At 64.6% G+C, this 15,737-nt stretch carries 16 protein-coding genes; 9 read left to right on the top strand and 7 right to left on the bottom strand.

Going from position 1 to position 15,737, the window contains the following annotated elements; translation table 11 throughout:
• Window positions 1-36: 36 nt before the first annotated feature.
• Complete coding sequence (locus tag YH64_RS08230; protein WP_143215291.1) at window positions 37-1,233, bottom strand: MFS transporter; 1,197 nt, start codon at window positions 1,231-1,233, stop codon at window positions 37-39.
• 121 nt (window positions 1,234-1,354) lie between these two features.
• On the opposite strand from YH64_RS08230, the gene YH64_RS08225 reads away from it, so the two are divergent.
• Window positions 1,355-1,840, top strand: coding sequence for a MarR family winged helix-turn-helix transcriptional regulator (locus tag YH64_RS08225; protein ID WP_046805662.1), 486 nt, complete (start codon window positions 1,355-1,357; stop codon window positions 1,838-1,840).
• 120 nt (window positions 1,841-1,960) lie between these two features.
• Here YH64_RS08225 and YH64_RS08220 read toward each other — a convergent pair whose 3' ends face one another.
• Both YH64_RS08220 and YH64_RS08215 read right to left on the bottom strand, forming a co-directional pair.
• Window positions 1,961-2,440: a nuclear transport factor 2 family protein gene (locus YH64_RS08220; RefSeq protein WP_046805663.1), complete on the bottom strand. Its 480-nt coding sequence runs from the start codon at window positions 2,438-2,440 to the stop codon at window positions 1,961-1,963.
• Window positions 2,437-3,045, bottom strand: coding sequence for a TetR/AcrR family transcriptional regulator (locus YH64_RS08215; RefSeq protein ID WP_046805729.1), 609 nt, complete (start codon window positions 3,043-3,045; stop codon window positions 2,437-2,439). Before YH64_RS08215 ends, YH64_RS08220 begins: the two co-directional genes overlap by 4 nt.
• A 440-nt stretch (window positions 3,046-3,485) precedes the next feature.
• On the opposite strand from YH64_RS08215, the gene YH64_RS30100 reads away from it, so the two are divergent.
• Entirely contained in the window at window positions 3,486-3,638 is a 153-nt protein-coding gene (locus YH64_RS30100; RefSeq protein WP_162941212.1) for a hypothetical protein, read from the top strand.
• Between the two features lie 280 nt (window positions 3,639-3,918).
• Window positions 3,919-4,581 (top strand): fused MFS/spermidine synthase, encoded by a 663-nt coding sequence (locus tag YH64_RS08210; protein WP_255444215.1) that lies wholly within the window; start codon window positions 3,919-3,921, stop codon window positions 4,579-4,581.
• A 103-nt stretch (window positions 4,582-4,684) separates the two neighbouring features.
• Here YH64_RS08210 and YH64_RS08205 read toward each other — a convergent pair whose 3' ends face one another.
• The 3 genes from YH64_RS08205 to YH64_RS08195 form a co-directional block, all read right to left on the bottom strand.
• On the bottom strand, window positions 4,685-5,716 hold the full coding sequence (locus YH64_RS08205; RefSeq protein WP_052946046.1) for a porin: 1,032 nt from the start codon (window positions 5,714-5,716) through the stop codon (window positions 4,685-4,687).
• Window positions 5,717-6,110: 394 nt separating this feature from the next.
• Entirely contained in the window at window positions 6,111-7,661 is a 1,551-nt protein-coding gene (locus YH64_RS08200) for a sensor domain-containing diguanylate cyclase (RefSeq protein ID WP_046805665.1), read from the bottom strand.
• Between the two features lie 124 nt (window positions 7,662-7,785).
• Window positions 7,786-8,865: a site-specific integrase gene (locus tag YH64_RS08195; RefSeq protein WP_046805666.1), complete on the bottom strand. Its 1,080-nt coding sequence runs from the start codon at window positions 8,863-8,865 to the stop codon at window positions 7,786-7,788.
• Window positions 8,866-9,146: 281 nt separating this feature from the next.
• Between YH64_RS08195 and YH64_RS08190 the strand changes: the two genes are divergently transcribed.
• The gene (locus YH64_RS08190) at window positions 9,147-10,202 is read left to right on the top strand and encodes a DNA-binding protein (RefSeq protein ID WP_046805667.1); all 1,056 of its coding nucleotides are present in this window, start codon (window positions 9,147-9,149) and stop codon (window positions 10,200-10,202) included.
• A gap of 56 nt (window positions 10,203-10,258) precedes the next feature.
• Here the strand turns inward: YH64_RS08190 and YH64_RS08185 are convergent, their stop codons facing one another.
• Entirely contained in the window at window positions 10,259-10,456 is a 198-nt protein-coding gene (locus YH64_RS08185; protein ID WP_046805668.1) for a hypothetical protein, read from the bottom strand.
• A gap of 247 nt (window positions 10,457-10,703) precedes the next feature.
• On the opposite strand from YH64_RS08185, the gene ydiK reads away from it, so the two are divergent.
• From ydiK to YH64_RS08160, 5 genes are all read left to right on the top strand, one after another.
• Window positions 10,704-11,849, top strand: coding sequence for an AI-2E family transporter YdiK (ydiK, locus tag YH64_RS08180; protein WP_082134532.1), 1,146 nt, complete (start codon window positions 10,704-10,706; stop codon window positions 11,847-11,849).
• A gap of 146 nt (window positions 11,850-11,995) precedes the next feature.
• A complete protein-coding gene (locus tag YH64_RS08175; protein ID WP_046805670.1) occupies window positions 11,996-12,721 on the top strand; it encodes an RNA pseudouridine synthase in 726 nt (241 codons plus the stop codon).
• A 90-nt stretch (window positions 12,722-12,811) separates the two neighbouring features.
• Window positions 12,812-13,936: an LD-carboxypeptidase gene (locus YH64_RS08170; protein WP_370512729.1), complete on the top strand. Its 1,125-nt coding sequence runs from the start codon at window positions 12,812-12,814 to the stop codon at window positions 13,934-13,936.
• Between the two features lie 136 nt (window positions 13,937-14,072).
• Window positions 14,073-14,417 (top strand): helix-turn-helix transcriptional regulator, encoded by a 345-nt coding sequence (locus tag YH64_RS08165; protein ID WP_046805671.1) that lies wholly within the window; start codon window positions 14,073-14,075, stop codon window positions 14,415-14,417.
• 12 nt (window positions 14,418-14,429) lie between these two features.
• Entirely contained in the window at window positions 14,430-15,737 is a 1,308-nt protein-coding gene (locus YH64_RS08160; protein ID WP_143215289.1) for a type II toxin-antitoxin system HipA family toxin, read from the top strand.

Below are 15,737 nucleotides of genomic sequence, written 5' to 3'. Positions count from 1 at the left end.
GCGCCGCCCGGGATGGGCGGCGCCGCGCTGATATCGTCATGGCTTGCCGTTCCCGTGAGGCGGGCGCAGCCGCGCGGCGATGGCCAACAAGATCAGGCAGATGCCGGCCATCAGCATCCAGGCCGGCCGCAGCCCTGAAAGATGCTGACGGATCACGCCCGCCACGAACGGGAACAGGGCGGCGATCAAGTAGCCCACACCCTGCACAAAAGAGGCCAGCCGACCCGCCTGCGCAGGCGTGGACGCATGGTCCATCGTGACGATCAGCGACAGCGGAAACAGCGCGCCGATGCCCAGCCCGGCCAGCACGGCGGCAGGCCAAGCCAGTAAGACCGGCGCGAAAATCAGCCCCAACAAACCCAGCGTCAGCAAACCGATGGCCGCAAACAGCGCCACCCGGCGGTCGCGTAGCCGGCCGATTGCCGCCGACACCAGCAAGCCGGCCACGATCTCGGCCACCGTCACGGCGCCCAGCAGTTGTCCGGCCGACACCGGCGTCCAGCCCAAGGCCGTGTAATAGGGCGGCAGCCAGGCCAGCACCAGCGTGTAGGCACCGGTGCCCAGGCCGAAGAACACCGCCAGCAACCACCGGTGCGAATGCCCGGAGGCCGGTTGGCCTGCTGCCTTCGTCGCGTTCGTCGCGTTCGTCGCCTTCGTCGCCAACGGAGCGACGGTACCAACTCGGTACACCAGCAGCCAGCACAGCAAAGCCGCCGCCGCGGGCACGGACCAGGCCGCCAATGCCTGAGGCCAGCCCACACGCTCGGCCAGGACGGGCGAAGCCACGCTGGCCACGGCCGCGCCGCCCATGATGGCGGTGGAATACAGGCCCATGATGGCGCTGACGCCGGACCGGAATTGCGCCTTGATGGTGTAGGGCAGCAGCGCCTGCGTGATCGCGATGCCCAGCCCGGCGATAACGCCCGTCAGCAACATCAAGTTGGCGTCATGGGCCCACAGGCGGCATGCGGTGGCCGCCATCACCAGCGCTACGCCGACGGCGATGGCGTGGTGTTCGCGCATCATGCGGCGCAGTGGCGCGACGCTCAAAGCGCCCAGGCCCATCACCAATACGGGCAGCGCCGTCAACAGGCCGGCCGCACTGTCGGATAGCGCAATAGCGGCTTGCAGCCGGTCCAGCAAAGGGGGAACGGACGCCAGGACGGGGCGCAGGTTCAAGCCCACCAGGATGATGGCGGCAACGCGCCAGGCGTTCAAATAAGTCGATGACACAACAGCTCCATGGCCAGCGGCACGCGCGGCGGGAGTTGCCGCAATGCCGTCCGGTAAAGTATCTTGGCGTCAAGATATTTGGATTTTATCTTGACGTCAAGATAAATGGAGAGAGAGAACCGTGGACAGAGCAAGCCGTGCCGTCGAGCAATGGAACCGTGAACGCCCCGAGCTGGACGTATCAACGATGCGTGTGCTGGGGCGTTTGGGCGAATGCGCGTTTGTGATCACGCGCGACCGCATCAACCCGCTATTTGCTGAATTTGGCCTACAGCCGGGTGAATTCGATGTGTTGGCCACCTTGCGCCGTAGTGGCAAGCCGTACGCGCTGACCCCGACGGCGCTTTACGAAGACGCCATGATTTCGTCGGGCAGCATGACCAACCGCATCGATCGCCTGGAGAAGGCGGGCCTGGTGGCCCGCACGCCCAGCCCCAACGACGGCCGCGCCACCTTGGTGATGCTGACGCGCGCCGGCATCAAGCTGATCGACGAGGCGCTGGTGGCCCACCTGAAAAATCAGGCCGACGTGCTGGCGCCGTTGACGCAGGCTGAACAGGAGCAGCTGAGCCGCCTGCTGGGAAAGTTGCTGAAGGCGTATGAGTGATTGCGATGAACGATTGCGATGAACGATTGCGATGAATGATTGCGATGGAGCAGGGCGCGGGCGGGTAGCGGATTGCGCCCGTGGGAAAGGCGCCCGGGTGCCCCGCCGGCAGTGATTTTGTCAGAGCCCCAATTCGGATAAGCCGGGGTGGTCATCCGGACGGCGGCCCAGCGGCCAGCGGAATTTTCGGTCGGCTTCTTTGATCGGCAAGTCGTTGATGCAGGCGTAACGATGCGTCATGAGCCCGTCTTCGCCGAACTGCCAGTTTTCATTGCCGTATGAGCGAAACCAGTTGCCGGAATCGTCATGCCACTCATAGGCGTAACGCACTGCGATGCGGTTGCCGGTGTACGCCCACAGCTCCTTGATCAAGCGGTAGTCCAGTTCTTTCGCCCATTTACGCGCCAGGAAGGCGCGGGCCTCGTCGCGGTTCTTGACGAATTCCGCGCGGTTGCGCCACTGCGTGTCCAGGCTATAGGCCAGCGCCACCTTGTCGGGGTCGCGGCTGTTCCAGCCGTCTTCGGCCAGCCGGACTTTTTGCACGGCGCTCTGGTGCGTGAAAGGCGGCAGCGGCGGGCGGACATTAGGTTGGGATGTCATGGGCGAACCTCTTGTGGGGGGAAAAGGGCGGCGGCGGCGCGTTGCGCAGTGGCGGTCACGGACACGTCGCCCGTGACCAGCGCCACGGCGATAGCGCCGTCGATCAGTACCAGCAGTTGTCGCGCGGCTTCGTCCGGGTCGGCCAGGCCGGCCTGTTGCGCCAGGCCGCGTACATGGTCCAGCAAACGGGCTTTGTGCAGCCGCGACACCTGGCGGATGGGATTGGCCGGATCGCTGATTTCGCCTGCCGCGTTGATGAAGGCGCATCCGCGAAAGCCGTCGGATTCAAACCATTCTTGCAGCGCGTCGAAGAGGGACAACAGCCGGTCGCGCGGCGCGTCGGCCCGCGTGGTGGCGTGAACGAACCACTGCATCCAGCGTTCATCGCGCGCGGCCAGCGCCGCGGCCACCAGCGCGTCCTTATTGGGATAGTGCTTGTACAGCGTCTTGCGCGCCACGCCCGAGGTCTTCACGATGAGATCCATACCGGTGGCATGGATGCCGCCTTGGTAAATCAAATGTTCGGTGGCGCGCAGCAGCCGTTCCTGCGTCTGCGTCATGGGTTCGGGGGCGGTGACAGCGGCGGCGGCGGTCGAAGAGGGCATGTCCAAACTGGAGTTCATTACGGAGAACGATCATTCTGCATAGGATTCAGGAATCGTAGAACGATCATTCTCAGGGGTCAAGCTTTATGGCTTAACCCATTATCTGCTTGCTTTTTCACTGATAAATGTGTTAAGATCTTTTAATTGCCAGCCAAAATAAACCAACGCTGAAAAAAACCAAGAACAACTAAAAACGACCGTTGCAGGCATTTTGGCCGGCAAACTTATTTTGCTTTTTGTTTTGCATTGCCCCCGTTTGAATGCCCCGGCTGACGCAGCAGTTTTTGCCTAAGCCATCCAGTAGTACCCCGCGCAAGACCACGCAATACTACGCAGTACCTTGCGCACCCCCCGCAATTACCGGGCATTCTTGGCACGCTTGAACCCGTGGTGCATTGCTTTGGCGGGAAAGCCACGCACCCACGCATAGGAGAACGCTCATGTCGCATCAACTGGTTGGTAAAAAGTGGCGCTTCGAGGTTCCGCCCCTGAACTGGACGGCCCCTGACGCGAACAAGGAATCGGAAATCGATTCCATCGACGCGGATTCCGAAACCTCTGAAGACAGCGATACGTCGCGGTCATCCAAGTAGTTCTTCTAGCTGCGCCCGCCTACGCGGGCGTAGTTCTTGCCTAGCAAACACCCAGACGGCGCGCCTTGTGTGCGCCGTTTGAACGTGTAGCGCGCGACTTTCTCTTCCCCCTTTTGCCCGACTTCCGTCAACGCCTTGCCGCGTCGGCGGCTTTTCGTTTGGGCGCAAGCGTCGCACGCAGCATCACCTCTTTGCCAGTGAGCCTGGAATGCCTGAAAACACTTCGAGCAATCATCAAGTCCGACCTTTCGTGTATGCCACGTCGACGTCACGGTCATTGATGTTTTCGCACTCTGAGATCCAAAGCCGCATGTGGACGAAAGACCCGGCGGCGCTCAATCTGGAATACACCCGGATCATGATGGCGTTCTTGCTGTTCAATCCGAACCCTCGTCGCATCGCAATGGTGGGGCTGGGCGGCGGATCGTTGGCCAAGTTCTGCTACCAGCATCTGCCGTCCGCGCGCATCGACGTCTACGAAATCAACCCGCATGTCATCGCCTTGCGCGATTCCTTCCATGTGCCGCGCGACGACGACCGCTTTGCGGTGCTGCAAGGCGACGGTGCGGAATTGATTCGGCAATATCAAAACGAGTACGACGCGGTGCTGGTCGATGGCTATGACATCAATGGCCTGCCGACGCAGCTGACGACCGACGCCTTCTATGAAGCCTGCTTCAACGCCCTGGCACCCGACGGCATGATGGTGTGCAACTTCCATGCCTCGAACTTTCAGTTCAGCACGTACCTGGGTCGCATCAAGAAGCAGTTCCTGGGCTCGGTCATCGAAGTCAGCGATACGTCTTGCGCGCACAGCATCGTCTTCGCGTGCCGGGGCGACACCCTTAAACGGCGCACGGGCCTGCCCAAGCGCAAGCCCGACGGCATGAGCGCCGACATGTGGCTATGCCTGTCGCCCACGTACTGGCCAATGCTGGTCTAGCGCCCGCGCCTGTCGGCCATGCTGTAGCTCGCTGCCCCAGCCACTTTCGCGGCTGGGGCAGCGCTGTTAACCAAGCCCGGCAGGCTGCCGGGCAGGGCAGCGCTTAGAAGTGGTGGCGGATGCCCACCACTGATTGCAGGGTATGGGACTGGTTGCGGTCCACGCGGTCCAGCAGCGCGTAGAAGTTCGTGCGCTTGGACAGATCATGTTCGTAGCCCAGGCCCCAGCCCTTGATCTGCGAGCTGGTGGCGCGCTGGTAGGCGGCCAACACCTTGCTGCTGCCGCTGACCGGAACGCTGACGCCGCCCACGAAGGTATTGACGCGGCGTACGCCCGCCGACGGCCCCACGTTCGGATTGCGCAGATTGCCGTAGCCGGCATGCAACTTCATCCAATCGAAGTCGTACGCGGCGGCCAGCTGTACGTTGCGCGAGGTCAGCTTGCCCGGCACGCTGGCGTCCGGATTCAAATGCTCATAGGTCAGCGCGGTGGACAAAGGCCCGTCGCGATAACGCAGGCCGGCGGTCCAGACGCGGTCGTGGTTGGCGGTGGAGAATTGATCGTTGTCGTGCGCCTCGAAGCTGTAGCCCACGCCTGCCTGCCATCCCGCCCAGACGGGCGTGCGATAGATAAAGGCGTTATTGACGCGGCCGCCGGTGCCGAAGTCGCCGTCGTTGTAGCCCGACGTGACGGATGCCGACGCGCCGCCCCACGAGGTGCCGAAGGGCGAGGCGATGCCGCCCCAGCTGTCGCTGAGGACCTGCTGACGGCCCGCGCGCAATTCCCCAAAATCACCCCGCAGGCCCAGATACGCCCAGCGTCCGAACAGCCGGCCTTGCGCCTGCGTGCCGTCCGAAGCGTGAAACCCGCTTTCAAGCCGGAAGAAGGCGCTGTAGCCGTTGCCCAGGTCTTCGACGCCGCGCAGGCCCCAGCGTGACCCGGATTGCGTGCCGTCGCGCATGCCCACATGCGAGCGCGACGCGCTTTCGGCGTTGTCATGCCGGCGTTCGAAGGCCAGGCCTAGGTCGATGACGCCATACAGCGTGACGCTGGTGGTGGAAGCGTGGGCCATGCCGCCCGTCAAGGCGGCCAATGCGACGGCCAGCGCACCGCGCTTGATGCTTGCTGCTTTCATGAGTACCCCTGGTTTTATGTTGTGTTGCGTTGGACAAAAGGCTCCCCGGCGGCCGGCCAAAAGGCGGGTCGCTAAGGACGTGGAAAGCGCGTGGAAAGAACGCCGCGTGAACACGACGGCAAGCGCAGAAAAACCCGGAACGCGTTCGCCGTCAGCGGCTAGTCATTAACATCGCAATGACCATGGCGCATTATGGTGAGCGTCGCCGCGCAATCAAATAAGACGACTACGAATATGAGTGTCAGGGGGCAGCATGAATGTCGTCTTTGCCCTTAAGCAGGACGAAATCAGCGCAAGAAAACAACGACCGTGGCAGACACGGTCGTCAAATCAGGATGCGTTGCGCATCCTGGGTCCGGTGCGAGGCCCCGCGGGGCGGGGCAAGCCCGGCGCCTTACGCGCCGTGCACAACCACCCGGTTCCGTCCTTCCGCTTTGGCGGCATACAGCGCGGCGTCGGCCGCCTGGAAAACCTGCGCGACATCGCCGACAGAGGTGCGCCATTGCGCCACGCCGGCCGACACGGTAACGCCGCCCACGCCGGACACAGGCTGGCCGGCCGTGTGCTTGCGCAGGCGCTCGGCCACGTTGGCCGCTTCTTTCACGCCCACATTCGGCAGCAGCATCAAGAATTCTTCCCCGCCGCTGCGGCAAAGCACATCTGACGGGCGCGAGCATTGCCGCATCAGGTCGGCCATGCCGCGTATCACCTCGTCGCCCTTGGGGTGGCCGTAGGTATCGTTCACGCGCTTGAAGTGGTCGATGTCCAGCGCCACCACCGTGAAGGGCGTGCCGGCGGTTTGCAGATGGTCCACCGCCTCCTGCATGCCGCGCCGGTTGCGTAGCGCGGTCAGCGGGTCGGTCATATTGGCCTGGTTCAGCTTGCCGATTTTGTCCTGCAGGCTTGAAATGCTGGCCATCACCGCGCGCTTGAGCCGTTCCGCCTCGAAGTACCAGGCCCTGACCGACTGCACGCGCTGCATGGCGATGGCCACGTCGTGGTGTTCCACATTGGTGGCCAGTTGCGACAAGGGCAGGGAGATCAGCCGGGCACACCACCAGATGGCCAGCAGGAACGCCACGGCCAGGGGCGCCGCGTAGCCGATCAATGCCCAGATCAGTTCGTATATCGGCTCCAGCGTCACCTCGGCGGGGCGTTGCGCGATGATGCCCCATCCGCTTAGCGGTTCCGGCGCGTAGCCCGCCAGCATGTCCACGCCCTTGGTGTTGACGACGCGTTGCGAGCCCGCTTTGCCTTGGGTGACGGCCGCGACGACCGGATTGCGCATCACGTTTTCGCCGACACGGGTTGAGTCGACGTGATAGATCAGGTGGCCGTCGCTATCCACCACGAACAGGTATGAGCCGTCCAGGTAATGATGCTTGCCCAGCAGCTGTTGCAGCGCGCTGTCGTTGCGCAGGTAGATGGTGCCCGCAATGTAGCCCAGGTATTTGCCGTCATTGGAATAGATGGGGTGCGACAGGTTGACCAGCATGTTGCCGGCGACTGACACATACGGCTTGCTGATCAGCGGCTGTCGTGCGCGCAGCGCGGCGCGAGTCCCCGGGCTGTCCAGCCGGGTGCCCAGAAAGTTCCGGAACGTCTGGGTGGTGGCCAGCAGGGTGCCGTCCGCGCTGATGACGCCGACCGAGTTGAAGTCGTTGGCCTGTTCCTGCAAGCGCGCGACTTCGGCGGCCAGCACATCGGGCGAGTCAACCTGCGTTGCCAGGTGCCGCGCGCTGTAGGCCAGCTGCTGTTGAGCCGACTTCAGAAAATTCGTGGTGCTTTCGGCCAGCTTGGCCGCGTAGACCCGGTTGGACTCCAGCGTGTTCGTGATGAGCTGGTCGCGCTGCACCAGGTAGCTGGCGTACAGGGCATTGGCAGTGGCCGCGATGGCGCTAAGGACGGTAAGCGCAAGCACAAGCCCGCGTAGATTGATTCGCATGGAGTTTTGGTTAGGCGGGAATCAGGGAAGGACAAGGACGACAGGGCAACGACGGCGCGGCGGTGACGCGCGATGCGGGTGGCTGGTAGCGCAACCCGAGGTTTACGGCAAAAGCGGCGGGCATCTATAGGGCGTTGACGTCCGGTTCGTCCAACAGGCGGGCGGCCGGCGAGTGGGCCGCGGCGCCCGCCCGGAAGTAGCCCATGACCGTGGCAACGCTGGCATGGCCGGTCATTGCCATGGTGTCGCCCAGCGGCACGTTCTGCCGGCCCGCTTCGGTGACAAAGCCAGACCGCAGGCTATGCGCCGAAAACTCGCCATCCAGGCCAGCCAGCTTGCAGCGTTCCAGCACGATGTCGCGCACGGCGGCGGCGGCCAGCGGTTCGCCCACGACGTCGCCGCGCCGTACCCGCCGGAAAATCGGGCCCTGGCGGATGCCGCTGGCGGCAAGCCAGGCGTCCAACGCCTTGGCGGCGGACCCGGTAATGGGCTTTTGGTCGTCCGCACGGCGGGCGCCTGCCTGATTGGTCTTGGATTGGGTCAGGCTATATAGATAGCCGTCCGCCGTGCGCACCACGTTCTCAACGGTGGCCCGCACCACCTCGGATCGGCGGCGGCCGCCGCTGGCCCAGGCGAACAGCAACAGGGCGCGGTCGCGCATGCCCCGCAGCGACGCATCACAGGTGGCCAACATGGCTTGCAAGGGTTCGCGCGTCAGGGCGGCTTTCTTGGCGGGCGCCATGCCCCGGCGGGCATAGGCGCGACGCGTCTTGGCCAGCAATTCGCGTACGGAAGGCGCGCGGCACGGGTTGGGATACCCGTGCAGCTCGTGCGCCTTCGACAGTACCGACAGGCGTTGCAGCAGCGTGTTCAAGCTGGGAGGCCCTGGTCGGCCTTTGGCTTTCAAGCGCACCAGTTCCTGGTCCAACGCCAAGGGCAGCTCCCATTTCAAGCCTTGATCCGTCGCGCGCTGCGCGTGGTCCACCACAAACTGAATGACGGCCGCCTCGGGCAAGGGCAGGGCGAAGCGCTGGCCGTAGCGCAGTTCGAACCAGGCGGTCCAGTAGCGGATCGCCGCCCGGTAGCTGGCCGCCGTGTTGGCGGAACTGCCTTCGCGCATCAGGCCGCGAACGGCGGCGTCCGCCTGGGTATCCAGGGCGTGCGGGTCAAGCAGGGGCAGCGAAGCCAGCAATTTCAACGACATCGGAACGGGCAGGGGCGGCAAACGGGAAAGACTTCAGCACTATACGGAAGCGGGCGGGTTTCGGGCGCGGCGCGGCCCCTGGCGCGAGCGAAGAGGCAGTTTTTGAGGCTTTTTTGCACCGCTCCCTGCACAGAAGCCTGTCTCCCCGTCATATGTATTTATACATATGTATGCTGTATGATATCTAACAGTACGGCCGGATAGGTCACGATAAGGTTCCATTATCGTGAGTAATTCAGCCGAGACGCCGCGCGAAATGCGGCGATGACAAGGAAAAGGCGATGGCCACAGGAATCACCCAAAACGACGTCTGGACCGCTGCGGATGCGCTGCTGTTGGAAGGGGCGCGCCCCACCATCGAGCGCGTACGGCAGAAAATCGGCCGTGGCTCGCCCAACACCGTCAGTCCGCACCTGGAAACCTGGTTTCGCGCCTTGGGCGCCCGCATCAAGGACCCCGGCGCGTTTGCCGCGCCACCCGCCGTGCCCGACCCCATTGCGCAAGCCGCCACCCATTTCTGGGAAGCCGCTTTGGCCGAAGCCCGCGCGCAACAGGCAGATGCCTACCGCGAACGCTGGCAGGAATTGGCGGACGAGGGGGGGCGGCTGGCCGAACAAGCCGAACAATTGCAGCAGCGCGACGCGCAATTGGCGAATCGTGAAAAAGACCTGGAAGAGGGGCTACGGGTGGCAACGGCCCAGCTGGCGGCCACCGAAGAGCGGCTACAGGCCGCCGAACGAGCGGTGCGCCAGCGCGACGAACAACTCAAGCAGGCGCGCGGGCAGCTGCAAGACGCACAAAGCGCGGTGCAGACGCTGCTGACCGAAGCCGAAAAGATGCGAGGCGTGCATGCGCAGGCGTTGGACGCGCTGCAAACGCGCCATGCGGCGCACGAAAAGCGCTGGCTGAACGAATTGGACGCCGAACGCGTCGCCGCAAAGAAGCTGCAATCGCGGCTGGACGAGGCCCAGTTGGCCGCGCAAAAACAGGGGGAGCAACACACGGCGGCATTGCGTCAGGCGCAGGAGGCCAGGGGCATGGCCGAAAAGGCGGCGCAAGACGCGCGGGCGGAAACCCTGGCTGGGCAGGCGCGGTACGCCTCCGCGCAGGCGACCAGCGAGGCCGCCCAAGCCGCATTGCAGGGCGCGCTGACCTCCGCCCAGGATGCGCTCGCAACGGCCCGGCAGAACGAGCAAGCGCTCTTGGCGCGTTTGGCGGCGTCCGACGCGCAAGCGGGAACGCTGCTCGCGCAATTGCAGCAAAAGGACCAGCAACTGGCCGAGCTGACCCGCCATCTGATGGCCGACGCCGCCCAGCTCAAGCGCCCGACCGCGTAGCCTTGGCGACGGACTTGCGAAGACGCTCGTGACGTCTCGCTTTCAGCTACCCGCCACTACCGCCCGGGGTAGGTGCCCTGGAACGGCGTATTGTCCGGTTCGCCGAAGTTCTCCGAATGGTAGTTGGCGTGATCCCGCTGCATGGCCGGCGCGCCTTGCTGGGTCGAACTATAGGAACTGGGCGCGGTGCAGCCGGTCAGCGTCACGGCCAGCAGCGCGGCGGGGATGGCGGCAAAAAGGGTCAAGGGCCTCATGGCATACCTCCAAAGAGATGCCGCCACGGGTGCGGCCGCCAGACAATCCGGGGCCGTCGCCACCCAACGTCGGCGGCAAACGGCTGCCTAGCAAGCTGCATTCCCACCCGTGCGATTGCCTCTGTAAGTCAACCTGAATTTGGGATAAATTCCGATAGACGTATCCACGATGCCTCACGGGCATCCGCCCATTCGTAGCGATGCGTCGTCATGCGGGGCGCTTCAGTCGTCCTGCCGGGAGCATCGGGTGAATCCACGTCCAACGGTTGATCTAGCCCGCATTCTGCTTCTGATTGTCATTCTTTCCGCCCTGATGATCGGCAGCCTCTATGTGCTTAGCCCGTTCCTGCCGGGGCTGATCTGGGCGACCACCATCGTGGTGGCGACGTGGCCGGTGCTGCGGGCGGTGCAAGCGCGCTGCGGCGGACGCCGCTGGGCGGCCACAATCGTCATGCTGCTGATTTTGCTGTTCGTCATCGTGCTCCCGCTGTATCAGGCGATTGCGACGCTGGCAGAGCATAGCGGCGCGATCATGGCGGCCGTCAAGAGCCTGCCCGACTACACCTTGCTGGCGCCGCCCAGCTGGATCCGCAGTGTGCCGGTGGCCGGCCCCAAGCTGGCGCAGGAATGGCAGACCTTGTCCGATGCCGGCGCGGGCGGCCTGCTGGCGCGGCTGGAACCCTATCTGACCATGGCGGCGCGCTGGCTATTGAGCCATGCGGCCATCGTCGGCGTGTTCGTCATGCACATGCTGGTCACCATCGTCATCGCCGGCATTCTTTATAGCCAGGGCGACGCGGCGGCCGAATTCGTCAAGCGATTCTCGAACCGCCTGGCGGGCGAACGCGGCGTTGCGGCGGTACGGCTGGCCGGCGCCGCCGTGCGCGCCGTGGCGCTGGGTATCGTGGTGACGGCCGTGGTGCAATCCGTGCTGGGCGGGGTAGGGCTGTGGATTGCCGGGGTGCCGGCCGCCGGCATCCTGACGGCGCTGATGGTGATGCTGTGCCTGGCGCAACTGGGCCCGTTCCTGCCCATGTTGGGCGGGGTGATCTGGCTGTTCCAGAACGACATGAAGCTGGCCGCCACGTTGCTGCTGATCTGGGCGCTGCTGGTAGCCATGCTGGACAACCTGCTGCGGCCCATACTGATCAAGCGCGGCGTGAACCTGTCTTTGCTGCTGATCTTGTCGGGCGTGCTGGGCGGCATGGTCGCGTTTGGCATCGTCGGCCTGTTCATCGGTCCGGTGATCCTGGCGGTGACCTCGACCTTGCTCAATGCCTGGATCGACGAAGTCCCGCCGCCCGCCACGCCCATCGACATTCCCGCTACGACGGCTGCCGCTGCGCCCGGCGACGTGCTGGCTCGTGCGGGGTCGGCCGGCGAAAAGGCGTAACATCTGCCTGACACGGCGGGCGCTCAGCCCGCTTTTTTGCAACGCCCCGCGCAATACCCCATGACGATGCACCCGCTTTTGTCCTACACAAGCAGTATTCACCTTCTTCAAACCCCGGCCACGCCCGCCGTCCGGGGGCCGCAACAATGACCGAAAGCGTACGCCTGGCCAAGCGACTGGCCGCGGATCTGTCTTGCTCGCGCGGCGACGCCGAACGGTATATCGAAGGCGGATGGGTGGCCGTGGATGGCAAGACGGTTGAAGAACCCGGCGCGCGCGTGGCCCCCGGCCAGACCGTTGCTCTGTTGCCCGGCGCCAAGCTGGAAGACATCAAGCCCGTGACGGTGCTGGTGTACAAACCGGCCGGCACCTATGCCGACAACGAGCCCGGGTCCGCGCTGGACCTGATCATTCCCAAGAACCTGATGCCCGGCGACCGCTCGGGCCGGCGCTATCTGAAACGCATGTTCAACGGCCTGAAGCTCGTCACGCCGCTGGAGCGCGCGGCCAGCGGTCTGGTCGTTTACACGCAGGAATACGCGGTGTCGCGCAAGCTGATGGAAGAGGGCAAGCTGGTCGAGCAGGAATACGTGGCGCAAGTCACGGGCAAACTCAGCGACAGCGACCTGGCCCGCCTGCAACGCGGCATGGCTTTTGAAGGCCGCGCCGCCACGCCCATGAAGGTCAGCTGGCAAAACGAAACCCATCTGCGCTTTGCACTGAAGACGCCGCCGCTGGGCTTTATCGAATACGTGTGCGATACCGCCGGCTTGCAGTTGCAGCAGCTACGCCGCATCCGCATCGGCCGGCTGCCGCTGGCGGGCATGGCGGCCGGCCAGTGGCGTTATCGGCTGGACTACGAGCGGTTTTAAGCCGCAGCAAGCACCACTGAACGCACTGAACGCCCAGCAAGTCACTGCCAGCCTCAGCACAAGCGAACCGCAACCATGACCCTGCCTGGCATGCCCCCGTTCCCTGCCGATTCCGGACGACGCGGATTTTTGAAACAGGGCGGGGCCCTGTGCCTGTCGGCGTTGGCGCTGGCCGGTTGCGCCGGCCGCGCGCCCAGCGGCCGCCACACGCCGACCAATCCGGCCTTGCAACGGCCCACGCCGCCACCGCCCCCGAATGGCAAGGGCGCGACGCCGGTGCCCGCGTTGCGGCCCGGCGCGCGGGTGGCGATTGTGGCGCCGGCCTCGGCCGCCACCAATGCCAGTGACGATGCGGCCGAATGGGTGGAAGCCCGGGGTTTTGTCGCCCAGGTCATGCCCGCCAGCCGCACCCGCCTGGACCCTCCCTACGAATATCTGGCCGGCAGCGATGCCGACCGCCTGGCCGACCTGCACGCGGCCTTTGCCGACCCCGGCGTGGGCGCCGTTTGGTGCCTGCAAGGCGGCTTTGGCTCCTGGCGCCTGCTGAATCATCTGGATTACGGGCTGCTGCGTCGACACGCCAAGCCCTTCATCGGCTATAGCGACATCACCGCGCTGCACCTGGCCATCCAGCGCCATGCCGGCTTTGTGACGTTTCACGGGCCGATGCTGGCGCAGGACCTTTTGGCCGGCAAACGCGAGCCCACGGAATCCAATTTGTGGGCGATGGTCAGCGGGCAGATGGGACCAGGCTCGTGGATCGCGCCCCCGCAAGACGCGCTGCCTACCGAGCTGGTGCCGGGCGTGGCAAGCGGCAGGCTGGTGGGCGGCAACCTGGCGCTGATCGCCGCGCTTACCGGCACCCGCAACGACATCGACACGCGCGACGCCATCCTGTTCATCGAAGACGTCAACGAAGCCATTCCGCGCGTGGACCGCCTGCTGGCGCAATTGGCGGCGGCGGGCAAGTTTGAGGGCGTGAAGGGCTTGCTGGTCGGCAATTTCACGCGGCTAGGCGTGCGCATGGACGACGATCAAGCGCAAGGCCTGCTGTACCCGCTGATCCTTGAACAGTTTCGGGCGCGCAACATACCAATCCTGGGCGCATGGCCCAGCGGCCATGGCGACCCCAATCTGACCCTTCCCCTAGGTGCACAGGTGACGTTGGACACGGCGCGGGGGGCATTGCGGCTGGACCAGGCGGTGGTGGTGTAAGGGCTGGGTTTCGGCCTCACGAATTGCATCGTTAATAGCGCAGAAGTCTACTTTTTGCGCTATTAATGATTCATAAACGCCGATTGAATGCCTTATTAATCGTGCATTTCCCCGCGCACGGTTCTATTATTGCGTCATGAAAAAGAAGCTAGCCCCCAGTTTTGACGCCGCCGAGGCGCTGGCACGCCTGGGCGCCAACATCCGAACCGCCCGCCTGCGCCGAGCGGAGTCCGAAAGCGCGTTGGCCGATCGGCTTGGTGTGTCGCGCGCCACCGTCGCGCGGCTGGAACGCGGCGATGGCGGCGTGTCGCTGGCCCTGGCCATTGAAGCGCTGCTGCAATACGGCTACAGCGAGCAGGTATTCGCCTTGGGCGACCCCGAGCAGGATGGCGTGGGCAAGCGCCTGGACGCGCTGCGGCGGCCAAGCCGGGGCAGCGGCGGTGCGCTGCACGCGCATCGCGCCGATCCGTCCAAGCTTTAGGACGCACCCGGGATGGCACGCGCCCGCAAACTCAAATCGGTAGAAAGCGAGCTCTTTGTCTACGTCGACATACGCGGCGAAGCGGTGCTGGCTGGCGTACTGACGCTGGACGACTCATCAGAATCGCTTTTCTTTGCCGAATTCACCTACGTGCAGTCGTATGTGAACGACGCCCGCGCCTTCGCGCTGGACCCCTTGAACCTGCCGCTGATCGACGCCAAGACCACGTTTCGCACCGAGAGCCGCTATGAAACGCTGGGCGCCATTTTCGACGCCGCGCCCGACGCCTGGGGCCGCAATGTGATGCGGGTGGACAAGGCCGGCGCCCGCGTCACGGAAGACGAGGTGCTGCTGCGGGGCCGGGGCATGGGCGTCGGGGCGTTATTCTTCAGCGCGCGCCTGTTGACGCCCAACATGCGCAAAACCTACCGCTTGCCCGAAGTCAGCCAATTGGAATCCCTGGCCGACCTGCTGACCGACATCGACCAGGGCGTCAAGCCCAAGGGCCTGTACCGCGACATCCTGGGCAGTTCGTGGGATATCGGCGGGGCCCGGCCCAAGACCATCGTGCGCGACGAAGCCGGCGAAATGTGGATCGCGAAGTTTCCGCGCCGGGGCGATTCCTATGACCGCCAGCGTATCGAATTCGCCAACCTTCAAATGGCTCGCGCCATCGGCCTGACCGTGCCGGACATCCGGCTGACCGAAACGCATCTGGGCGCCGTGCTGCTGACGCACCGCTTTGACCGCGAGCTGCTGCCGCCGGCGCCAGGCGCTGCGCCGGTCGTGGCCCGCCGCCATTTTCTTAGCGGCGCATCCTTGATCAGTCCGCCCGTGCGCATCGGCAAACGCGATCTGGATGGCCCGGAGGGCAGGGCAACGTATTCCTATGCGCGGCTGGCGGACGTGACGCGCCGCATTTCGTCCAACCCCGTGCAGGACCTGAAAGAGCTATACGCGCGCATGGTGCTGAACGTGGCCGTGCACAACACCGACGACCATCTGAAAAACGTCGGTTTCCTGAAGGACAAGAACGCGCACACCTATCGGCTATCGCCGCTTTTTGACGTGGTGACGCAGGAAGGCTCGGCGCGCCACTACCTGCATATCGGCGAGCACGGGCGCGACAGCACCTTTGACAACTGCCTGACGCAGTACCGCCGCTTTGGCCTGCGGTCCGAGGCCGCCGCGCAGTCCATCGTGGACGCGGTGCGCAGCGTAGTGGCCGAGCGCCACCGCTATTACGAAGCCGCCGGCATGGCGCCGACGGAGATCGCGCTGGTCGAATCCACCTTGGCGGCGTGGCGCGCCGGGCGGTAA

It is taken from the genome of Achromobacter sp. LC458, assembly GCF_001005835.2.
GTDB lineage: Bacteria > Pseudomonadota > Gammaproteobacteria > Burkholderiales > Burkholderiaceae_B > Achromobacter > Achromobacter spanius_B.
The sequence above is the reverse complement of the archived record's forward strand: the minus strand, read 5'-3'. Positions and strand labels throughout refer to the sequence as shown.